Here is a 20196-nt window from a genome sequence, read left to right as displayed (position 1 = left end):
ATAAATGAGCGCATTAAATAATTTAATTAACAAAAGAGTAATAGCTACAATAGAAGGTGATGATAAGACTTATGACATTATAGGTACAGTTATAAATGTTGATGTAAATGATTATTATTTCTACGAAAAAGGAGAATCGATTTTCATAACAGTTACAATAAACCCGGAAAATGAATTACCAGAAGAAATAGATGTTGAAGAGCTTCAAAATATTCCATTGGAAAATATTCGAAAAGCATAACTTTCACGCTTAAACTTTGCACAACATCGGCTCATCGCAAATAACGGGTATTGTCAAACAAGTGTAATTTTATAAACTAAGAAAGAAAAGAATTAAACCGACAAATCTGCCTCCCAAATCCCGCAACTTGCGATAGCCGTAACCGTTGTGCTTAATGTTGAAATCGTGCTAAAAACAAACTTTAATCCTTCCGAAAAACATCTTGCTCATATAAAAAATTGGCTGATTGAAGAATGGAATGAAACAAACAGAGGATTTTATTGCAATTGGAATATAATTGAAAATGAGTATGCGAAAAATAATGTAGCAGTAATAACTGAGAATGATTTTGTAATCGGATTTGTAGTTTATAGAATTTATGAATTTCAAGCAGTAATTGATATTGCGGAAACCAAACCAACTGAAAGAAAAAAAGGAATTGCAAGAAAGCTAATTAATGACACCTTAGACTACTTTGGACAAAAAGGAGCCTTAGTTTGTGAATTATTTTGTTCGCCTGAAAATTCAGAGCCATTTTGGAAAAGAATCGGATTTGAAAATTTCCCTGATTTACCACATAATTCAAAAATCAGTATGTATAAACCTCTCGTTGAGACTTTAAAGCCAACTGAAAAAGCGGAAACTGCCACAAAAATTAGCTTGTGGAATTGTGAACCTTATCAAGCGGACAGAGAAAAAGCAAAATGGAATTGGGATTTGAATTTCATAGAGGACAAGAAAACTTTGACTAAACCTATTATTTTTCCAGTCTCAAGTGATTGGCAAGTGGAATTGACCAAAAACGGACAAAAAATAGTTTCGGGAAAAGTTAAAAGATTTCGGATTGATTTAGCAGAAAATGGTAGTTTTATGATTATCCGAAAATTAACCTTGTAAAAAAACACTAAGCACAACAACGGCTCATCGCAAATAACGGGTATTGTCGAAAAAGTGTAATTTTAGAAACCAAGAAAAAAAATATTCAATCCGACAAATTCGCGTCCTTACTCCCGCAACTTGCGATAGCCGGGACCGTTACCAAGAATTGCGCCGACTGGAAATCAGAAAGATTAAGCTGGAGCAGAAAGTCCTCATTTTCCTGTCAGGCGAAATTCGATAAATCTGAAAGCTCTTTGGTAAACTGAATGTTCGGAAAAAAGTTCAACTGAAAAATCCTGCTGAAATAGAATTTTCAAAAAAGCCTTTAAAAACAGAGATTTTCAAGATTTAGAAAAATGGATTAAAAACCTCCATTTCGACCTTCACTGAACAACAAAATTCCATTGAAAAGAGAGTTCAGAAAAAGTCTGGCTGAAAGATCCAGGAAAGAAAATATTCTGATTTTTAATCCGAACTGAAATTGTTGATTTTGAGCTGCCCTTTCCGCAACGCCGGCCAATCATTTCGTGTGCACTCGAACGTGGCGCAACTCTAGGTAACACTGGTTATCGCAAATAGCGGGTATTTCAATAAAATTCGATATTTTAGAGACCAATTAGAAACGTTAAACTGACAAGTTCGCCTCCCTACTCCGCGCCACTTGCGTTAACCAAAACCGTTGTGCAGCATTTAGTAGAAAAATACAACTAAAATACATTGATGAAAAACATTGGTAAAACAATAAAAATCTTCCTGGTAGATGGAGAACCAAATGGAAGAATGACATGCGAATTATCAAATTGGACAGGAAAAGCATTAAAAATTCCGAGAAAGAAAATAAAAGAGTCGTCTGATAGACCAGAGTTAGAAAACACAGGAATCTACATCTTATTCGGAAAATCTGATAAATCAGAAAATAAGGAATTAGCATATATCGGTGAAGCAGAAGGAATTTATAAAAGATTAAATCAACATTTATCGGCAAAAGATTTCTGGAATGAAGCTTTAGTTTTTGTAAGTAAGGATGAAAATTTAAATAAAGCTCACATTAAATATTTAGAAAGTAGATTACATGAAATTGCCATAAAAGTGAATCGGTATGATTTAGAAAATGGTAATATTCCACCGAGATCAACGATTTCAGAGTCTGATCAAGCAGAGATGGAACAATTTCTAGAAAACATTAAGCTTCTTGTCAATGCTTTAGGATTCAAAATATTTGAGGAATTAAGAAAAGATCAAACTATAGAAGAGCAAATCAAAAGTACATTTTACATAAATGCTGCTCGTGGTGCAAATGCAAAAGGACAAATGACAAATGAAGGATTTGTCGTTTTAAAAGATTCAGAGATTGCGACTTCAGTAACAAATTCATTCCCTAAAAATTGGATTAATGTACGAGAGAGTTTGATTGACGACGGAATAGTAACTCCGATTAATAATAAACTCATTTTCAAAGAAGATTATTTGTTTTCAAGTCCATCTGCGGCTGCCGCCGTGGTAATGGGAAGAAGTGCAAATGGATTAACCGAATGGAAATTAAACGACGGTAGAATTTTAAAAGCCGTGGAATCAGACAACTAAACGCAGCACAACATCGCATATTCGCAATTGCGGCCATTCAACTAAAAGAAAGCTTATAGAAATCAGGAACTAAAGACCTAAATCGGACAAATCCGTATCTTCACTACCACAACTGACGAATATACGTACCCGTTGCCCATAATGCCGCGGAAAAAACAAAATTTCAGATTTAATAACAAAAATTGAAGCGGACTAAAGAGCGTTTAAAATGTGATTTTTGGAACCTAAGAAAAATGCCACTTCATAGATTGCTTTAAATCGGATTGATTCGAATTTTAAAAAATACTTTTGAATAAAAAGAAAACTCTCATTTTATAACAATGTTTTTCGGATTTTCAACTCGACTGGATTAAAAAGGACTTTTGCTTTTGGAACTGAGAAAAATTGAATTTCAGATTGAACGATTCCAGCTCACTCAGCCGAAAAAAAAATTTACCACGAAAATGTCATTTTTGCCTGTACAGCAAAATCTGTTTTTCAATTAGACAAAAAGAAAAAACGGACAACAAAAAATGACTCACTCGGGCGAGCGGCACAATGGGCAACAATGTTTAACGAGCAAATTGCGGCTGACCTTCTAAAAATGACATTTTTGAGTACCTTTAAAAACTAAGTTTAACCGACAAATTCAAGTCTCCAAGTCCGCAACTTGCGTTAAACGAGACGTTGCCAGTAATATGAAAAAAGCTTCCTTAATAACATTAATTTTCATCTTCGGACTTTCTTCCTGTAAATCGGAGAAACAATATTCGGATTATAATGAAGATGATTTTTATGAAGTACAAGGAATTATAACTGCTGTTTACCGGACAAGTGATCCTTTGGACAATCCGACTGTAAAAAATGTCAGATTTACTTACTTTTTAGATCGACCGACTCCAAAAACCGGAATGGAAGAAAACCTGGATATGTTTGAAGCCCAAAACGGATATCCTTTAATAGTTCTTGTTCATAAAGATGATGAAAATATCAGTTTTTACGGCAGAGTCGGAATTCTTGATAATTTAAGCCCTGAGGAAGAAAAAATCCTGCGTGCTCATATAAAAGATGAAATGGAAAAATTACAGACTGCTGTTCCTGAACCTCTTTACCAAAAGGCAAAATCAGTAGAAGAAAATTAAAAAAATACTACTGGCAACAACGATTAACAAAAATGGCTTTTTAGAGAGATAATTTTTTACATTTATTTTCATAAGAAAAAAACCCGTTACGCCGGAAAGTGAAGTCTTCCCTACACGCCACTTTCGTTAACCGGGAACGTTGCAGCCAATGCCAACAAAAATCTAACTAAAGATTATGGGATTATTTAAATTATTATTCGGATCAAATCAGCGAACTCCTAATAGGAAAAATAATCTTTCTAAAAATCATCCAAAAAATTATTCCGAATTAAAACAGAAAACCCAAGAGCTGAAAGCTCAGAATAAGAAATGGGAAACCGATTCGAAAAAAATGATTTCCCTGAGAAACAGGGGTTCTGAATTGGAAAAGAAAAAGCAACTGAAAGAAGCTATTGATGTATACCTGGAATCCATTAAATTCGGAGAAGAAGAAACTAATAAACTGCACCTTTATAATTATGCTCACGATATTGATAGAGTGATAATTTTATATTCAAAGACTAAACAATTTGAACTTTTAGAAGAATTTTTAAAAAGAAATATTGAAAAATATCCTGAATATAATAAAATTGAAAAGTGGCAAGAAAGGCTGACTAAATTAGAAAAGAAAAAGTAAAGGCACTGGCAGCAACAACGCATACCGCAAATGGCGGGTTTCATAGAAAAGAACTAAATTAGTTTCCATAACAAACAAATAGTTAAACCGACAAATCCGCATCCAAAACTCCGCGCCACTTGTCGTTATGCGAGACCGTTGGCAACAATATTTTCACAAAAAGCTTGCTAGTGATTCATTTTTGGTGCAATTTTACATCAAATTAAAATATTATGGCAAGACAAAGTATTTCATTTACAAAACCAAATGACGAGTGGTTAAAATCTCAAATTGAGAATGAAGAGTATTCAAGCAAAAGTGAATTGGTTAATGATCTGATAAGACAAGCAAGAAATCAGCAAGTTCAAATTGATTGGATTAGAAGTAAAATAGAAAAAGCTGAAAAAAGCGGATTTACAAATGATAGTAAAGAACAGATTTTAGCAAAATCAAAGTCTTTACTTAATGAGTAAATATAGATTAAGTAACGTCGCTAAAGAAGACTTAATTCGGATTCATCAATTTGGAGTAAAAAGATTTGGAGTAGCTCAAGCAGATAAATATTTCGAAACATTTTTTGAATATTTCGATCTCATCGCCGAGCAACCTTTCACTTTTGAAGCAGTTGACTTTATAAAACCTGGATATCGAAGATGCGTGTGCGGATCTGATAGCATTTATTATCGAGTAGAAAACAATATTGTCGAAATTATGACAATTATCGGCAAACAAGATTTAACCAATATCTAATCAAAATTCAGTAAGAAAATACGGTTGCCAACACCGCATATCGCAAATAGCGGGTTTTAGAAAAAAGAATTAAATTAGTTTCCATAACAATCAAAACCGGTAAGCCGACAAATCCGCATCCCTACTCCGCGCCACTTGTCGTTATGCGGGACCGTTAGGCACCATATTTTAATGAATATTCAAGTCCTATTTTTACTGAAATTTGGTAGTAAGAAAAACATAGAAAACCTCTTGAAAAAAGGTGAAATCTATATGAATACTATTAATTGGTTTCAAAACTCAGATAAAAAAGCTGTAGGTGATATTTACGAAGGTGTTTATGAAATTGAAAATTTAAAAGGTAAGCTAACCTTAAAAGTCCCAAATAATCCAATCACGCTTGAAAAAGCTTCTTTACAACTTAGAAAACATCTAGAAGGTCATATTGGAAATATTTATTCTACTTATGCAATTTCAAATTTGTTATTAAAAAGAAAGAAAGTTCATAAGGTAGATCCCAGAATGAAAAATTTTGGTTCGCATTGTCTGATAATAAAAGATGTAAAGGGATTTACGAATGCAATTTTTAATAAATTAGATGAATTGGGGATTTCCTATACACATAATATCGTACAATACAGGAAATTAAACGGTAAGAAGCATCAAGTTTCATTATTTGAAAAAACCCATATTCTTAGTTATCAAAAAGAACATAGAATTATAGCCTGGACGAAAACAAATTCTCCTTTAAAATTTGAGATTGGTTCAATTGAAAAATATGCTGAAATACATACAACCGAAAAAATTATAGAAACTCTTAAGGTAGATAGATTATAAAATACGTTGCCTAACAACGGTTCACCGCAAATAACGGGTAGTTAGCCGAAAATGGTTATTTTAGAGACCAATTATTAAAACCACTAAGCCGACAAATCCACGTCCTTACTCCCGCAACTTGCGGTAACCGGGACCGTTGGCAACAAGCAAAGAAAAATGGTACTAAAACCAAAAATAGGCTTTGACAATATAAAATTTGGAATGAATCAGAAAGATGTTATTTCAATTTTAGGAAAACCTGACAGAAAATATTTAGAAGAAGATACCGATGATAATGAATTAGTTTTAGAATGGAAAAGTTTAATGCTACGCCTAACATTCTATCGAGATGAAAACAATCGTTTTGGATATTTAAGAACAAGAAATAAAAATTTCTCTTTTGAAAGTAAAGCAATCATTAATCAGCCAATAGAAATTGTAAAAAAAGAAGTATTTAAAAATGCAGAATATTGGGAAATAGATGAATATAATTTTATGAGAGTTTATTTTAATGAAGAAAATTGGATTGCATTAAATTGTGAATATGATTTAGTTTTAGAAATAGAAATGGGAGTACCATTTAGAAATGATTCAGATTATAACTGGCCAAAATGAAAAGGAAAATTATTTTAGATATATTTTCAAATAATTCTTAAGAATAATGTTCGGTAACTAATTGCCAGTTGCCAACAACGCATACCGCAAATGGCGGGTTTTCCAGAAAAGAACTAACTTAGATTCTATAACAAACAAAACCGGTAAGCCGACAAATCCGCATCCATAACTCCGCGCCACTTGTCGTTATGCGAGTCCGTTGTAGCCAATTTTTAAAGAAATTTTTATAACTAAATGGATTATTTTACACTTACCAAACACTTATCAAAACGATTAGGAATTAACCAGGAAATATTTCAATTAGAATTTCCTTATCCTGCTGATAGAGACTTCAAAAAAATTCACTCAGAGGAGGTCAAAAATCATCATTATTTAAGCAAATACGAATATTGGGCAAATACTAAAGAAAATTGGAGGAGTATAAAATTATTCTTTCCTCCGGCAATAAAGCGTGAAGTAATTCAAATACTAAACGAGTATTTAAAAGAAAACGGTGAAGAATTAATTGACGTAGAAAACATTCCTGAAAAATTTAGTCGTGATCAAGATGATTTCAACCTAATTTTAGGTCAAAATCAAGATTATCTTATCCTAGAAATTGCACTTAAAGAAGATTAATTTTGGCCAATAAAATCTCAGAAATAACAAGAAGAAATATTTTTGATTTCATTCAGGTAGAAAATTTCTGGTGGTCAGGAAGGCTTGAGGAAATTGATTTCTTGTCTAGAATTTACAATTTAGAAGAAATGGAATCTTATGACAGCAGATTCGAAAATGCTGCGGGAGATATTTGGCAACATCGCATAAATAACAATGATTGGGAAGATAATTGGATTTTCTACGATGACAGATTCAACCTCATGAAATGTGATGATTCAAGGTTCTTAAATTTCCTATGTGAAATGATACATCCAATTGTGAGAGCTGATAAATCAGAGGTAAGCAAACTGTTACAAATATTTAATGATAATCTCCAGGATGATAATTTTGAATTAGTTGAAAAGACCAAAATTTCTGGCAGGCCAATTTTCGTCGGTAGGATGAAAATAACAGGAAAAGAATCCTTAGCTAGAAAAACAGAAAATATTCGAAAAATTCTAAATGCTGAATATGTAACCCAGCAAATCAATTTGATGGAAACTTCGATTGAAAATTCTCCACACATAGCAATTGGACTAGCAAAAGAATTAATTGAGACTTGTTGTAAATCTATTTTTGAAGAGAGAAAAATAAAATACGAGAAGAGTTGGGATCTTCCAAAATTGATGAAAGAGACAACCAAACTTTTAAAATTAACCCCTGAAGATATTTCAGATGAAGTAAAAGCGGCAAAATCAATAAAACAAATATTAGGTAGTTTGTCATCAGTTGTACAAGGAATAGGAGAAATAAGAAATGAATATGGTAGTGGTCACGGAAAAGATGGTAAATTTAAAGGTTTACAACCACGGCACGCTAAATTAGCCGTAGGTGCTGCTTCAACACTAGCCATTTATTTGTTAGAAACCCACGAGCTAAGAAAATAAAAACTGGCTACAACACCGCTTCATCGCAAATAACGGGTATTGTAGAAAAAGTGTAATTTTAGAAGCCAAGAAACTAAATGGTTAATCCGACAAATCCGCGTCCCTATTCCCGCCACTTGCGATAACCGCAAACCGTTGTACGCAACCCACCTACAAAATTCAACTTCTAATTTTAAATTTTTCAATAGCATTGAAAAAGTTTGTATTTTCGATATATGAAAATAATTGAAAAAAATAAAGATAAAATTAAGGCTTTATGTACTCAACATAAAGTTTCAAGATTATTTGTGTTTGGTTCTGTACTTACTGATAAATTTAAAAAATCAAGTGACGTTGATTTTGTAGTAGATTTTGACGGAGTAGATTTATATGACTACGCAGACAATTATTTTGATTTAAAAACTTCCCTAGAAAATTTATTAAAAAGACAAGTTGATTTGCTTGAAGAAAAAGCAATTAAAAACCCATATTTAAGAAGATCAATAGATGCTTCAAAACAAATAATTTATGGATGAAGAAATAAAAACTTGGCTTTACGATATTTTACAATCTATTAATGAGATTGAGAGTTATTACCAGGGCAGACCGAAAATTTTCGAGGAATACGTAGCGACATTAGAACAAAAAGAGCAACCGAACGTGATTTGGAAATTATCGGAGAAGCTGTAAATAGAATTCTAAAAAAGAATAAAAATTTTCAACTTGAGAATGCTCAAAAGATTATTGGTACCAGGAACAGAATTATTCACGGATATGATATGGTTTCTGATGAACTAATTTGGAGTATTGTTATAAACAACCTCCCAAAGTTAAAACAAGAAGTAGAAAATAAATTATCTGAGTAAAGCGGGCAGCGTACAACAGCGGTTCATCTCAAATTCCGGGTATTATAGAAAAAGTGTAATTTTAGAAACCAGGAATGAAAAGTGTTAATCCGACAAGTCCGAATCCCTACTCCCGCAACTTGCGATAACCGCAAACCGTTACAAAAAATTGCGCCGACCGGAAAACAGAAAGATCAAGTTGGAGCAGAAAGTCCTCATTTTCCTGTCAGGTGAAATTCCATAAATCTGAAAGCTCTTTGGTAAACTGAATGTTCGGAAAAAAGTTCAACTGAAAAATCCTGCTGAAATAGAATTTTCAAAAAAGCCTTTAAATACAGAGATTTTCAAGATTTAGAAAAATGGATTAAAAATCCTCCAATTTCTACCTTTACTGAACAACAAAATTCCGCTCAAAAGAACGTTCTTAAAAAAGTTCAATTGAAAGATCCAGGAAAGAAGAAAAATGGATTTTATTGCTGCTAAAATTCAAAAATTTCAAATGCCCTTTCCGCAACACTTGTAAGCTTCCCCTAATTAGAACTGCTTGATGTTATAAAATTATTGTTTTTAGTTTTATTTGTAGTTTCTAATAGCGTATTAATTTTTGCATATTCTATTGGTGCCATTTTTCCTAATGCATCATGAGGCCTTTGATTGTTGTAATCATCCATCCAGACTTGGGTTTGTTCCCGTACCTGATCAAGATCATCAAAAATATATTTATTTAAAACTCCTCTTCTATAAGTTCCATTGAATCGTTCAATAAAAGCATTCTGTGTAGGTTTTCCTGGCTGGATATACTGGAAATCAATTCCATGCATTTGACTCCATTCTGAAGCTATTTTAGCAATAAATTCAGGACCATTATCCATTCTTATCTTCTGAGGTTTGGTTCTTCGGTTAATTAAATGGTTTAACACCCAAATTACTCTATTACTAGGCAAGGAAAAATCAACTTCTATATGAAGTGCTTCCCGGTTGTAATCATCAATAATGGTAAAGGCTCTAAACCTTCTTTTATTATCCAGGACATCTGTTACAAAATCCATGCTCCAGGTATGATTGAGCATCTCTGGCACTTCTAGGGGTTCTTTTACTCTTGCTGGTAGTCTTTTTTTTACTTTACGCCTTAGGCTTAAACCAAGGTTCTTATATACACGATACACTCTTTTATGATTCCATGGCTTCCCTTCTTTACGCAATCGATCATAGGCCATCCAGAAGCCTTCCTCACTATATTTCTCTGCCTTTTCCTGTAAGGCTTCTTCTATAGGCTTATCATCTTTAGGCAGCGGAATATAATAAAACACACTCTTGCTCATCTTTAAAACACGGCACGCCCTGCTTATACCGTAATGAGCAAGTTCTTTAGCTATAGTTCTCTTACGGCAAGGCTTTAGAGCTTTTTTTCGATGATCTCTTTGGCCATCTCATGATCCAGAGAAAGGGTAGCATACATTTGCTTGAGCCGTCGGTTCTCTTCTTCGAGTTCCTTTAGGCGCTTTAGTTCTTTACCGTTCATACCACTATAACGCTCACGCCACTTGTAAAAAGCAGCTGTGCTGATTCCGTATTCACGGCTGATCTCAGCAGCGGTTTTACCGTTATCGAATTCTTTGAGAATCTTAGAGATCTTTTGAGGGGAAAATTTACTTTTTTTCATACTGTTTAAAATTAAGAATTATTCTACTTTTAAACAGTTCGGTTTTAAGGGAAGCTTACATTTAGATTTTCAATTGAGAAGTTGAAGTCGTTGGGATCAAAAAGGCGGACTTTGACTTTTAAACAGATTTTTAATTACAAAAAACACCCTGAAAATGAACTGCCCGATGCAATAATCGGATTTCTGATTCTCGGGCTCACGCTGACTCTCATTTTAATCTGATTCTGGTTTAAACCCTAAAGAGAAAAACATTGCACAACAATGTATAAAAACAATGCTATCTTAGAGTCGAATCGAAAGTCTGTGCGTACTTGCTGCGTCTGATTTTCCTGCGGAAAATCAACGCCGGCAATCGCCGCACTGTTTTTATACGAGACGTTAGGTGTAATTTTTCAACTTGTGAAAGTTACCAATTTTGGGTATATTTGAAAAAAGATGAAAAATGAATAAAAACACGTCCATATCATTAGGTGATTACTTTGACCAATTTGTTAGAAGTAGAATAAATGAAGGCAGATACAAAAATGTTAGCGAAGTCATTCGCGCTGGATTAAGATTATTAGAAGAAGAAGAAAGTAAAATTGCTGCATTGAAAAATGCAATTCAAGAAGGAATTGATAGTGGAATTGATTACAATTTTGATCCAAAAAAACATCTTGAATCTTTAAAATCAAATAAACGACTGAATGGCTAAATACTATTTAACCAAAAAAGGCAGTCGCTGATTTAGCTAATATTTGGGATTATACACTAGAAAAATGGTCAGAACAACAAGCTGACATGTATTATCAAAATCTGATTGAAAGTTTTGAGGAAATAACTCAAAAATCATTCTTGGGAAAAAACTATGAAGGAATTACTTCTGGATTACTCGGATTAAGAGTAAAAAAACATATTATATTTTATCGCGAGATTTCTATAGATGAGATTGAAATCACAAGAATATTACACGGAAGTATGGATTTAAAAAGAAGGATTCGAGAATAAAAAACTACACCTAACAACGGCTCATCGCAAATAATGGGTTTAGTCGAAAAAGTGTAATTTTAGAAACCAGGAAAGAAAACTAATAAACCGACAACTCCGCTTCCCTACTCCGCCAACTTGCGGTAACCGAAACCGTTGGCAACAAGCTGGTCAAAAAGTCACAACATTCTTCTAGGATTAATTGAGAATTCGTATTTTTGATCAAAAGCTGATCGCTATGGATTTACAATCAAGAAAAATAGAATTTGTACAAGAGTTTTTAAAACTTCAAAGTGAAGAAGCTGTTTCTCGTTTGGAAAAACTATTAAAGAAAGAGAAGAAAAATGTCATTGGAAAAGACTTCAAACCTATGACAAAAGAGGAACTAAATCAAAGAATTGACCAATCAGAAAAAGATTTTAAAAATAATCGTTTCAAGAAGACTTCGGAATTATTATCTAAATATAAATAATGAAATTAGAAATAATTTGGTCAAAATTTGCAGAAAAGCAACTTGATGAGATTTTTGAATATTATTTAGAAAATGCTAGTCCCAGGGTTGCGAAGAAATTACTTAAAAATTTACTAGAAGAGCCAAATAGATTAATGGACAATCCAAAAATTGGACAAATTGAGGAACTTCTAAAAGAAAGAAAAATATCTTACAGATATTTGATTTTTAAAAACTATAAAATTATTTATTCTGTTCATCCAGAGGATGGTTTTATCAAAATTGCTGATGTTTTTGATACACGGCAAAATCCAACAAAAATAGAAAGGTCGAAGTAAACCAGCCAGTTGCCAACAGCGGTTATCGCAAATGCCGGGTTCTACAAAAAAGAATTAAATTAGTTTCCATAACAAACCAGAGCGTTAAGCCGACAGATTTGCTTTTATAACTCCGTGGCACTTGTCGTTAACCGCAAACCGTTGGCAACAAGCTCCAGAAAACTCCGATTAAGAATAAAAGGATTAAATTAGAATTCGTATTTTTGATAAAAAGCTGAAAATGGATATAGAAGCCAGAAAAATAGAATTCATTCAGGAATTTTTAAAACTTCAAAGTGAGGAAGCAATTACCAGACTTGAAAAAGTTTTAAAGAAAGAGAAAAAATTATCCGGGAATAGAGAGATTCAGCCAATGAGTAAAAAAGAGTTCAATAAACGAATCGATAAATCAATGAAAGATTCGAAAGAAGGAAAATTAACTGAGGTTAATGATTTAATGGCTGAAATTGAAAAATGGAGGTAAAAATTTATTGGACCGACTTCGCAAAAAACGAAGTTCGAGAAAATTTCAAATATTTAAAAGAGAATGCTAGCCTTAGAGTTGCTAGAAAAGAAACTCAGAAAATAGTCAAAGAAACTCGCCGACTAAAAAAACAACCAGAAATTGGACAAATAGAAGAATTATTGTCTGAAAGGAAACAAGAATTTCGCTATTTAGTTCATCAAAGTTACAAGATTATATATTGGATAAATAAAGAGAAAAATCAGGTTGAAATTGTAGATATTTTTGATACTCAACAGCATCCAATAAAAATAAAAAGATCAAAATAGCAGCCAGTTGGCAACATCGGTTAAGGCAAATAGCCGGTAAAGTGTGAAAATTGTTATTTTAGAGACCAATTAACTTAATCGGTAAGCCGACAAATCCATATTCCCTACTCCCGCAACTTGTGTTAACCTAGACCGTTAGCCAGCATTAATATCGTGAGACCTGAGTTCAATAAATTAACGCAACAAATCATAACTTTTACATTTGTTGAATGTAACTTAAAAAACATCGGAGTTTATCTCATAAAGAATTTCAAGCTTCCCATATTGTAAACCTTCAGCAAATTTTAGTAGAAACTTTGTAACAAAGGTTACATGGCTTGGTAACAAAGGTTACTGTGTACGGCGCTTTCTGAATCTATTTTTGCCCAAAATTAATTCGGAAAAGTATGAGACACATAAACCCCTTTCTGGTAATTCCGGCACTTCTTTTTACCTGGTTCTTTCAGGCTCAGCAGGTACTTCCTGTAAAAAAAGAACAGGTATTGGAGCAGGTGATGGAAAAAAACAGAAAATTAAATATCACAAAACAGGAATTTCTGGCAGCAAAAGCCGATTATCACCAAACCAATGCTGTATTTCTCCCCAATATAAGTGTCTCGCATACCGCGATGACCACCACCAATCCGCTTATGGCTTTTGGATTTAAACTTAATCAGGAAAGTATCGTACAAAGCGATTTTAATCCTGATTTGCTTAATAATCCCGATCGCGTAAATAATTTTGCTACAAAAATTGAAGTAGAGCAACCGCTCTTAAATTTCGATGCAATTACCCAGCGCAGTGCCGCAAAAAAGAAAATGCAGGCCACAGAACTTCAGTCGCTGCGCACAGAAGATGCCATTAAAATGGAAGTGGAAAAAGCATACATGCAGCTACAACTCGCATATAAAGCGGTTGATGTGCTGGAAAATGCCTTAAAAGCCGCCCGGGAGAACTTAAAACTCGCTGAAAACAGCTTCAAACAGGGATATCTTCAAAAATCAGATGTACTGGCGGTAAGAGTTAGAGTTGGCGAGGTTGAAAACAAACTTCAGTATGCCAAAAGCAATGTGAATAACGCTTCTGATTACCTGTCTTTTTTAATGGACGGGAAGCAGGGAATATTGCTAAAACCTACAGATACCCTTTCGATAACCACTCTTCCCGAAGAAGCTCCCGAGCTTTCAGAAAACAGGGCCGATATACAGGCAATGTACCTGGCTGTCCAGGCGAGAGAAAAAATGCATCTATCAGATAAACTTTCTTTTCTTCCACGACTGAATGCTTTTGGGAGCTATGAACTCTATGATAATGATCTATTCCAGGGAAGTGCTAACGGATATATAGCCGGTGTTTCGCTGAGCTGGGATATCCTCAAAGGAACCAAAAGATTCGGTGAGATGGCAAAAAGTAAGGCAGAAGCCGAAAAATCTAGGCTGGAATACGAACAGTATGTGGACCAAAGCAAAATGGAAATAGCCAGGGCAAAAAGGGCCTTAAAAGATGCTGAAAACCAGTTAAATCTTACCAGCCTTGCTCTGGAACAGTCGAGGGAATCATTGCGCATAAGAAGAAACCGGTTTGAGCAGGGGCTTGAAAAAACTACTGAACTCCTGATGAGTGAAAGCATGGTATCACAGAAAGAGCTTGAATTCTACCAAACCGTTTACGAATATAATTATGCACTGGAATATCTGAAATTTTTAAGAAAAAGCTAAAAAACAACCAAAATGAACACCATGAAAAAAATAATATACTTTTTAATAGTTGCTTTAATCTCGGGTATTAGCCTGAGTTGTGGGAATGAAACCCATACAAGCGAAGTTAAAAGCGACCCTATAAAAGTAAGGCTCAGCACACCAGATACCGTAAAGGACACCTTTCTCACTGCCAGCGGAAAAATTGAAGCCGTGGAGAATGCAAAACTGAGTACCCGCATGATGGGGTACATCCATAAAATTTACGTGAATATTGGTGACAGGGTTAAGAAAGGGGAACTATTGGTTTCTATTAATAATACTGACCTGCAGGCGAAACTTGCCCAGGTCAATGCAAGGATCACTGAGGCCGAGGCCGCATTTAAGAATGCGAAAAAGGATTATGAACGTTACCAGGCTCTATTTGAAGAAAATTCGGCTTCCCAAAAAGAAATGGACGATATGTCTGCAAATTATGAGATGGCCAAAGCAAGGCTGGAAGCGGCAAGGCAAATGAAAAACGAGATCCAGTCTCAGTTTACCTATGCAAACATCCGGGCTCCTTTTAGTGGGGTGATCACCAACAAATTTGTTGAAGAAGGAGCTATGGCCAATCCCGGAATGCCTCTCCTTGCCATGGAAGCTCCCGGTAAATTCGAGATGAAGGCTATGATCCCTGAAGCCGATATTTCCCAGATTAAACCGGAAACTGACGTACTGGTTCTGATTAAAACTCTTGACAAGACTGTACAGGGCAAGGTAACCGAAGTAGGAAGCTCAGCGAGCAATACCGGTGGCCAGTATCCGGTGAAAATAAGCCTGGAAGAGACTACTGAAGGCTTACGTTCCGGAATGTACGCTACTGTTCAGTTTCCTGTGGAAAGTCCGGAGCAGAAAAATAAAATTGTATTCGTCCCAAAAAACGTCCTTACCTATCGCGGTGATCTTACGGGATTATATACGGTTAGTTCTGAAGGAACCGCCATTTTGAGGTGGATACGCCCCGGCAGGACTATTGGCGACCAGGTAGAAATACTTTCAGGTCTTGAACCAGAAGAACCATATATCACTTCTTCAAATGGTAAAATTACCAATGGTAGTCCTGTGGTTATTGAATAAATAAAAAAATGCGTGAGGGATTGAGGCAGTCCGCCGTGCGGCGCCGAAAGCCCGACCGAAGTGCCACATTGTGGCACAAGGGCACGCCCAAAATATTAAGACACTAAAAAATACTTAAATGAAAGAAGGATTAGCAGGTAAGATTGCAAAAGGCTTTATAGATTCTAAGCTAACGGTGCTTCTCATGATCGTTTTCATGGTGATTGGAGTTTACAGTTCATTCCTGATCCCCCGTGAAGAGGAACCGCAGATAGATGTGCCAATGGCCGATATCTTTGTAGGATATCCCGGCGCAAGTCCGACTGAAGTTGAATCGCGGGCTATAAAACCGCTTGAAAAGATCATTTCCAATATCAAAGGTGTGGAATATGTTTACTCTACTTCTATGGAAGAACAGGGGATGCTTATTGTCCAGTTCTTTGTAGGCCAGGATATTGAACGTTCGTATGTAAAGCTTTATAACGAGCTGATGAAAAATATGGACAAAATGCCACCGGGAATGACTCAGCCTCTAGTTAAAACCCGCGCTATTGATGATGTTCCGGTACTGGGAATTACACTTTGGAGTAAAAATTATGACGGTTACCAGTTAAGGCAGATTGCCAATGAGCTGAATCAGGAAATAGAAAAAGTTCCCGATGTCGCTGTAACTCACAAAATTGGAGGTAGAAGCCGCCAGGTCCGGGTCGTGCTGGATAAGGAAAAAATGGCAGCCCGAAATGTGGATTTTCTGGGTATAGCTGAAAAAATAAAGGCTAACAACCAGCAGATGTCTTCGGGAAGTTTCAACCGCAACGATCAGGAATTCCTGGTGAGTACCGGAACCTTTCTCGAATCGGCTGAAGATGTGAAGAATCTCATAATAGGGGTTCAGGATCAGCAACCGGTTTACCTGAAACAGGTGGCTACTGTTTTTGATGGGCCGGAGATTCCAAAGGAATATGTAAGTTTTGGATACGGAGCGGCATCAGAAAAATCATCAAAATTTTCTTCAGAATATCCTGCGGTGACCATTTCGGTTGCTAAAAGAAAGGGCGCCGATGCCATGAATGTTTCCGACGTGATCCTTGAAAAAGTCGATCACCTTAAGAAAAATCTGATCCCCGATGACGTGCATGTGGAAGTTACCCGAAACTATGGTGAGACCGCATCGCATAAGGTATCAGAATTATTGATGCACCTCATCGGAGCGATCATAGCGGTTACCCTTGTAGTTATGCTGGCCATGGGATGGCGCGGCGGTCTGGTGGTTTTCCTATCGGTACCTATTACTTTTGCGCTTACGCTCCTCGCCTATTATATGCTGGATTATACGCTCAACAGGATAACCCTTTTCGCTCTTGTGTTCGTAACCGGTATCGTGGTTGATGATTCTATTATCATTGCTGAAAACATGCACCGGCATTTCCGCATGAAGCGTCTTCCTTTTAAACAGGCAGCCCTGTACGCGATCAATGAGGTGGGCAATCCTACTATTTTGGCAACCTTTACCGTTATTGCTTCGGTTTTGCCAATGGCTTTTGTTAGCGGACTTATGGGGCCCTATATGAGCCCAATGCCTATTGGTGCCTCGATAGCGATGATACTTTCCCTTTTTGTGGCACTTACTATTACACCTTATCTCGGATTTATTTTCCTAAGAGAAAAGGAAAAACGCCGAGATGGAAAAGTGATAGAGAAAAAAGAACCGAAACTGGAAGAAAGCTTTATCTATCGCCTCTACAACCGTTTTGAAAGACCCCTGATTGAAAATCCTAAAAAACGCTGGATCTTCCTGGGAATTACCTTCCTGTTGCTCATTGGTTCGATAGCTATGTTTTTTACTGAAAGTGTGGTAGTAAAGATGCTGCCTTTCGATAATAAAAATGAATTCCAGGTGGTTGTTGATATGCCTGAAGGCACTACTCTGGAACGCACAGCAGTGGTAACAAAAGAGATTGGCCAGTATTTGAAAAGCAGGCCTGAAATTGTGAATTATCAAAGTTATGTGGGAACAGCTTCCCCCATTACTTTCAACGGACTCGTTCGTCACTATGACCTGCGCAATGGCAGCAATGTAGCCGATATACAGGTGAACTTTACAAGTAAGGAAGACCGCAGCGACCAGAGCCATGATATGGTCAAGGAACTGAGGCCCGAAATTCATAAGATCGCCGCCAAATATGGAGCGAATGTGAAACTTGTTGAAGTTCCGCCAGGACCACCGGTACTTTCCACCATAGTGGCTGAAGTCTATGGTCCGGATTATAATAAACAGATAGAAGTTGCGGGGGACGTGAAGCAAATTCTTAATAATACCGAGAATGTTGTGGATGTGGACTGGATGGTGGAAGCCGATCAGAAGAAATTTGAATATGAGATCGATAAAGAGAAAGCCATGCGCTATGGTATTGCTCCTCAGCAAATAGTTTATACCATGAAAACTGCTCTTGGAGACCGCGCGATTACGCAACTGTATGATGAAAATGCCACCCAGCCCGTGGGAATCGTTCTGAGCCTTGATGAGAAGGAAAAATCAACGCCATCAGATATTTCAAATATCCAGATCAAATCTCAAAATGGCCAAATGGTGGCAGTAAGTGACCTTGTATCGGTCAAAGAGAAAACGCAGGATAAATCTATTTACAGGAAGAATCAAAAACGGGTGGTGTATGTACTTGCCGATATGGCCGGAAAACTGGAGAGCCCCGTTTACGCTATTCTCGGAATGGAAGAAAAACTGAAAAAAATCGATCTTCCAAAAGGTTATGACATGCAGGAATTATATATAAATCAGCCAAAATATGAAGATGATTATACCGTAAAATGGGATGGTGAATGGCAAATAACCCTGGAGGTTTTCCGAGATCTTGGAATCGCGTTCCTGGGAGTTATCATCATCATTTATATCCTTATCGTAGGCTGGTTCCAGAACTTTAAAGCGCCTATCGTAATGATGGTAGCCATTCCCTTATCACTGGTGGGAATCGTCCTGGGGCACTGGTTACTCGGAGCTTATTTTACAGCTACTTCATTTATTGGAATGATCGCCCTGGCTGGAATCATGGTGAGAAACTCGGTATTGCTTATCGACTTCATAAACTTGCGGCTGGAAGAGGGAACTTCCCTGAAACAGGCAGTTATTGAAGCAGGTGCTGTTAGAACCACGCCCATTCTGCTTACCGCGGGAACAGTAGTAATAGGTGCCTTTGTTATTCTTTTCGACCCGATCTTCCAGGGACTCGCAATTTCGCTGATGGGCGGAACAATTGCTTCCACAGTGCTCACCCTGCTTGTGGTGCCACTGGTGTATTATATGATTGAAAAGAAAAATTATACCGACAGGGAAAAACTGGATAAATAAACCGGCAGTTTATGTCATTAAATATTGAAATATGAAATTAATTATTGTAACGGCGCTGCACGAATTTCAGAAACAGGTGCTGAAGATCTTCCGCGAAGCCAATATCGAAGCCTTTAGCAGCTCTGAAATTGACGGCTATAAAACAACAAATTCCCTGGTAACTACACAAAGCTGGTTCCCGGGGGAGCAGGGTGGCAATGAATCTTCTATGTTCTTTTCTTTTACTGAAGAAGAAAAGGTGAAGAAGTTATTTGAACTTCTCAGAAAATTCAATTCGGGACTAAAAACCGATAATCCCGTAAGGGCTATTGTTCTTAACGTGGAAGAACATATTTAAGAAAAAACATGGCCTGGAATAGTTCGGGCCGTGGTTTTAAAATTAATAACATCAAAAGCTTAAAATTATGAGAAACAGGATCGTAAGAGGCGTTGCAGGCACTTTTATCATTATCAGCTTAATTTTGGCCATTTATGTAAACATAAACTGGCTATGGTTTACAGCATTTGTAGGCGTGAACCTTCTGCAGTCATCAATTACAAGATGGTGCCTGATGGAAGATATTCTGAAAAAATTCGGAATTAGCAGCTAGGTTATTACAGATAAAATTTATCAGTAAAAAGCTGTATTACGCCAATATTTTTCATTTTACTTTAAAAAGTATTTCATAGTTTTGTTCCATCAATGCACACGTGGTGGAACGGTAGACACGCTGTCTTCAGGTGGCAGTGCCGTAAGGTGTGGAGGTTCGAATCCTCTCGTGTGCACAAAGAGGCTATATAAAAAGTGTCATTTATCATTTTGAACGAAGTCGAGAAATCTTTCTTTGTAATCAGAATATATCTTTTTATAAAGCCTCTTTTTCTTTATTTTATCGGTTATTAATTGAAATCTTCCTGTAAAAAAATCGTTATCTTTGTGCCCGCTAAAAAAATCCTGATCCAGGAAAATTAATCGCATAA

At 36.0% G+C, this 20196-nt stretch carries 26 protein-coding genes and 1 tRNA gene; 26 read left to right on the top strand and 1 reads right to left on the bottom strand.

The window, feature by feature from the left end:
* Nucleotides 1-4 precede the first annotated feature (4 nt).
* The 14 genes from C7S20_RS12600 to C7S20_RS12540 all read left to right on the top strand — a co-directional run bounded on the left by C7S20_RS12600 (nt 5) and on the right by C7S20_RS12540 (nt 8930).
* Nucleotides 5-241 (top strand): hypothetical protein, encoded by a 237-nt coding sequence (locus C7S20_RS12600; protein WP_107012799.1) that lies wholly within the window; start codon nt 5-7, stop codon nt 239-241.
* Nucleotides 242-406: 165 nt separating this feature from the next.
* Nucleotides 407-1117 carry a GNAT family N-acetyltransferase gene (locus C7S20_RS12595; RefSeq protein ID WP_159039926.1) on the top strand — a complete coding sequence of 237 codons (711 nt, stop codon included), beginning with the start codon at nt 407-409 and terminating at the stop codon, nt 1115-1117.
* Between the two features lie 702 nt (nt 1118-1819).
* Nucleotides 1820-2683: a GIY-YIG nuclease family protein gene (locus C7S20_RS12590; RefSeq protein WP_107012797.1), complete on the top strand. Its 864-nt coding sequence runs from the start codon at nt 1820-1822 to the stop codon at nt 2681-2683.
* A 677-nt stretch (nt 2684-3360) separates the two neighbouring features.
* Nucleotides 3361-3804, top strand: coding sequence for a hypothetical protein (locus C7S20_RS12585; RefSeq protein WP_107012796.1), 444 nt, complete (start codon nt 3361-3363; stop codon nt 3802-3804).
* Nucleotides 3805-3979: 175 nt separating this feature from the next.
* The gene (locus tag C7S20_RS12580; RefSeq protein ID WP_107012795.1) at nt 3980-4420 is read left to right on the top strand and encodes a hypothetical protein; all 441 of its coding nucleotides are present in this window, start codon (nt 3980-3982) and stop codon (nt 4418-4420) included.
* A 212-nt stretch (nt 4421-4632) separates the two neighbouring features.
* Nucleotides 4633-4872 carry a ribbon-helix-helix domain-containing protein gene (locus tag C7S20_RS12575; protein WP_107012794.1) on the top strand — a complete coding sequence of 80 codons (240 nt, stop codon included), beginning with the start codon at nt 4633-4635 and terminating at the stop codon, nt 4870-4872.
* Complete coding sequence (locus C7S20_RS12570) at nt 4865-5149, top strand: type II toxin-antitoxin system RelE/ParE family toxin (RefSeq protein WP_107012793.1); 285 nt, start codon at nt 4865-4867, stop codon at nt 5147-5149. The genes C7S20_RS12575 and C7S20_RS12570 overlap by 8 nt, the downstream gene beginning before the upstream one ends.
* Nucleotides 5150-5401: 252 nt before the next feature.
* The gene (locus C7S20_RS12565) at nt 5402-5965 is read left to right on the top strand and encodes a hypothetical protein (protein WP_159039925.1); all 564 of its coding nucleotides are present in this window, start codon (nt 5402-5404) and stop codon (nt 5963-5965) included.
* 156 nt (nt 5966-6121) lie between these two features.
* A complete protein-coding gene (locus C7S20_RS12560; RefSeq protein WP_159039924.1) occupies nt 6122-6559 on the top strand; it encodes a hypothetical protein in 438 nt (145 codons plus the stop codon).
* A 234-nt stretch (nt 6560-6793) separates the two neighbouring features.
* Entirely contained in the window at nt 6794-7177 is a 384-nt protein-coding gene (locus tag C7S20_RS12555) for a hypothetical protein (RefSeq protein WP_107012790.1), read from the top strand.
* A 2-nt stretch (nt 7178-7179) separates the two neighbouring features.
* Complete coding sequence (locus tag C7S20_RS12550; protein WP_107012789.1) at nt 7180-8085, top strand: abortive infection family protein; 906 nt, start codon at nt 7180-7182, stop codon at nt 8083-8085.
* 215 nt (nt 8086-8300) lie between these two features.
* Nucleotides 8301-8600: a nucleotidyltransferase family protein gene (locus C7S20_RS12545; RefSeq protein WP_107012788.1), complete on the top strand. Its 300-nt coding sequence runs from the start codon at nt 8301-8303 to the stop codon at nt 8598-8600.
* Entirely contained in the window at nt 8593-8754 is a 162-nt protein-coding gene (locus C7S20_RS19780; RefSeq protein ID WP_227009007.1) for a hypothetical protein, read from the top strand. Before C7S20_RS12545 ends, C7S20_RS19780 begins: the two co-directional genes overlap by 8 nt.
* Nucleotides 8730-8930 carry a HepT-like ribonuclease domain-containing protein gene (locus tag C7S20_RS12540; protein WP_236994917.1) on the top strand — a complete coding sequence of 67 codons (201 nt, stop codon included), beginning with the start codon at nt 8730-8732 and terminating at the stop codon, nt 8928-8930. The genes C7S20_RS19780 and C7S20_RS12540 overlap by 25 nt, the downstream gene beginning before the upstream one ends.
* Nucleotides 8931-9439: 509 nt before the next feature.
* On the opposite strand, the gene C7S20_RS12535 is transcribed toward C7S20_RS12540, so the two are convergent.
* A protein-coding gene (locus C7S20_RS12535; protein WP_107012787.1) for an IS3 family transposase occupies nt 9440-10572 on the bottom strand; the annotation gives its coding sequence in 2 pieces (ribosomal slippage) (nt 9440-10311 and nt 10311-10572; 1134 coding nt in all).
* A gap of 442 nt (nt 10573-11014) precedes the next feature.
* Between C7S20_RS12535 and C7S20_RS12530 the strand changes: the two genes are divergently transcribed.
* The 12 genes from C7S20_RS12530 to C7S20_RS12475 all read left to right on the top strand — a co-directional run bounded on the left by C7S20_RS12530 (nt 11015) and on the right by C7S20_RS12475 (nt 20001).
* On the top strand, nt 11015-11266 hold the full coding sequence (locus tag C7S20_RS12530; RefSeq protein ID WP_107012786.1) for a type II toxin-antitoxin system ParD family antitoxin: 252 nt from the start codon (nt 11015-11017) through the stop codon (nt 11264-11266).
* A 41-nt stretch (nt 11267-11307) separates the two neighbouring features.
* Nucleotides 11308-11559, top strand: coding sequence for a type II toxin-antitoxin system RelE/ParE family toxin (locus C7S20_RS12525; protein WP_341476525.1), 252 nt, complete (start codon nt 11308-11310; stop codon nt 11557-11559).
* 217 nt (nt 11560-11776) lie between these two features.
* Nucleotides 11777-12010 (top strand): hypothetical protein, encoded by a 234-nt coding sequence (locus C7S20_RS12520; RefSeq protein ID WP_107012785.1) that lies wholly within the window; start codon nt 11777-11779, stop codon nt 12008-12010.
* On the top strand, nt 12010-12327 hold the full coding sequence (locus C7S20_RS12515) for a type II toxin-antitoxin system RelE/ParE family toxin (protein WP_107012784.1): 318 nt from the start codon (nt 12010-12012) through the stop codon (nt 12325-12327). The genes C7S20_RS12520 and C7S20_RS12515 overlap by 1 nt, the downstream gene beginning before the upstream one ends.
* 220 nt (nt 12328-12547) lie before the next feature.
* Nucleotides 12548-12790, top strand: a complete 243-nt coding sequence (locus C7S20_RS12510; protein ID WP_107012783.1) for a hypothetical protein — start codon at nt 12548-12550, stop codon at nt 12788-12790.
* Nucleotides 12781-13098 carry a type II toxin-antitoxin system RelE/ParE family toxin gene (locus C7S20_RS12505; protein WP_107012782.1) on the top strand — a complete coding sequence of 106 codons (318 nt, stop codon included), beginning with the start codon at nt 12781-12783 and terminating at the stop codon, nt 13096-13098. The genes C7S20_RS12510 and C7S20_RS12505 overlap by 10 nt, the downstream gene beginning before the upstream one ends.
* 386 nt (nt 13099-13484) lie before the next feature.
* Complete coding sequence (locus tag C7S20_RS12500; RefSeq protein ID WP_107012781.1) at nt 13485-14795, top strand: TolC family protein; 1311 nt, start codon at nt 13485-13487, stop codon at nt 14793-14795.
* 21 nt (nt 14796-14816) lie between these two features.
* Nucleotides 14817-15893, top strand: a complete 1077-nt coding sequence (locus tag C7S20_RS12495; protein ID WP_107014230.1) for an efflux RND transporter periplasmic adaptor subunit — start codon at nt 14817-14819, stop codon at nt 15891-15893.
* 118 nt (nt 15894-16011) lie between these two features.
* Nucleotides 16012-19236, top strand: a complete 3225-nt coding sequence (locus C7S20_RS12490; RefSeq protein WP_107012780.1) for an efflux RND transporter permease subunit — start codon at nt 16012-16014, stop codon at nt 19234-19236.
* A 31-nt stretch (nt 19237-19267) separates the two neighbouring features.
* Nucleotides 19268-19573 (top strand): hypothetical protein, encoded by a 306-nt coding sequence (locus C7S20_RS12485; protein WP_107012779.1) that lies wholly within the window; start codon nt 19268-19270, stop codon nt 19571-19573.
* A 67-nt stretch (nt 19574-19640) separates the two neighbouring features.
* A complete protein-coding gene (locus C7S20_RS12480) occupies nt 19641-19826 on the top strand; it encodes a YgaP family membrane protein (RefSeq protein ID WP_107012778.1) in 186 nt (61 codons plus the stop codon).
* A 94-nt stretch (nt 19827-19920) separates the two neighbouring features.
* Nucleotides 19921-20001: transfer RNA gene (locus tag C7S20_RS12475), tRNA-Leu, on the top strand.
* Nucleotides 20002-20196 lie beyond the last annotated feature (195 nt).

This window comes from Christiangramia fulva (genome assembly GCF_003024155.1).
In the GTDB taxonomy this organism is placed as follows: domain Bacteria; phylum Bacteroidota; class Bacteroidia; order Flavobacteriales; family Flavobacteriaceae; genus Christiangramia; species Christiangramia fulva.
Note: the sequence above shows the minus strand (reverse complement) of the source record. Positions and strands in the feature narration are given on the sequence as shown.

What these genes read in the sequence shown, in the direction of transcription:
- C7S20_RS12545 (WP_107012788.1), top strand. Translation starts at nt 8,301, where the DNA reads ATGAAAATAATTGAAAAAAATAAAGATAAAATTAAGGCTTTATGTACT.
- C7S20_RS12480 (WP_107012778.1), top strand. Translation starts at nt 19,641, where the DNA reads ATGAGAAACAGGATCGTAAGAGGCGTTGCAGGCACTTTTATCATTATC.
- C7S20_RS12580 (WP_107012795.1), top strand. Translation starts at nt 3,980, where the DNA reads ATGGGATTATTTAAATTATTATTCGGATCAAATCAGCGAACTCCTAAT.
- C7S20_RS12505 (WP_107012782.1), top strand. Translation starts at nt 12,781, where the DNA reads ATGGAGGTAAAAATTTATTGGACCGACTTCGCAAAAAACGAAGTTCGA.
- C7S20_RS12490 (WP_107012780.1), top strand. Translation starts at nt 16,012, where the DNA reads ATGAAAGAAGGATTAGCAGGTAAGATTGCAAAAGGCTTTATAGATTCT.
- C7S20_RS12560 (WP_159039924.1), top strand. Translation starts at nt 6,122, where the DNA reads ATGGTACTAAAACCAAAAATAGGCTTTGACAATATAAAATTTGGAATG.
- C7S20_RS12585 (WP_107012796.1), top strand. Translation starts at nt 3,361, where the DNA reads ATGAAAAAAGCTTCCTTAATAACATTAATTTTCATCTTCGGACTTTCT.
- C7S20_RS19780 (WP_227009007.1), top strand. Translation starts at nt 8,593, where the DNA reads ATGGATGAAGAAATAAAAACTTGGCTTTACGATATTTTACAATCTATT.
- C7S20_RS12565 (WP_159039925.1), top strand. Translation starts at nt 5,402, where the DNA reads ATGAATACTATTAATTGGTTTCAAAACTCAGATAAAAAAGCTGTAGGT.
- C7S20_RS12555 (WP_107012790.1), top strand. Translation starts at nt 6,794, where the DNA reads ATGGATTATTTTACACTTACCAAACACTTATCAAAACGATTAGGAATT.
- C7S20_RS12530 (WP_107012786.1), top strand. Translation starts at nt 11,015, where the DNA reads ATGAATAAAAACACGTCCATATCATTAGGTGATTACTTTGACCAATTT.
- C7S20_RS12590 (WP_107012797.1), top strand. Translation starts at nt 1,820, where the DNA reads ATGAAAAACATTGGTAAAACAATAAAAATCTTCCTGGTAGATGGAGAA.
- C7S20_RS12570 (WP_107012793.1), top strand. Translation starts at nt 4,865, where the DNA reads ATGAGTAAATATAGATTAAGTAACGTCGCTAAAGAAGACTTAATTCGG.
- C7S20_RS12510 (WP_107012783.1), top strand. Translation starts at nt 12,548, where the DNA reads ATGGATATAGAAGCCAGAAAAATAGAATTCATTCAGGAATTTTTAAAA.
- C7S20_RS12600 (WP_107012799.1), top strand. Translation starts at nt 5, where the DNA reads ATGAGCGCATTAAATAATTTAATTAACAAAAGAGTAATAGCTACAATA.
- C7S20_RS12500 (WP_107012781.1), top strand. Translation starts at nt 13,485, where the DNA reads ATGAGACACATAAACCCCTTTCTGGTAATTCCGGCACTTCTTTTTACC.
- C7S20_RS12575 (WP_107012794.1), top strand. Translation starts at nt 4,633, where the DNA reads ATGGCAAGACAAAGTATTTCATTTACAAAACCAAATGACGAGTGGTTA.
- C7S20_RS12520 (WP_107012785.1), top strand. Translation starts at nt 11,777, where the DNA reads ATGGATTTACAATCAAGAAAAATAGAATTTGTACAAGAGTTTTTAAAA.
- C7S20_RS12515 (WP_107012784.1), top strand. Translation starts at nt 12,010, where the DNA reads ATGAAATTAGAAATAATTTGGTCAAAATTTGCAGAAAAGCAACTTGAT.
- C7S20_RS12495 (WP_107014230.1), top strand. Translation starts at nt 14,817, where the DNA reads ATGAAAAAAATAATATACTTTTTAATAGTTGCTTTAATCTCGGGTATT.
- C7S20_RS12485 (WP_107012779.1), top strand. Translation starts at nt 19,268, where the DNA reads ATGAAATTAATTATTGTAACGGCGCTGCACGAATTTCAGAAACAGGTG.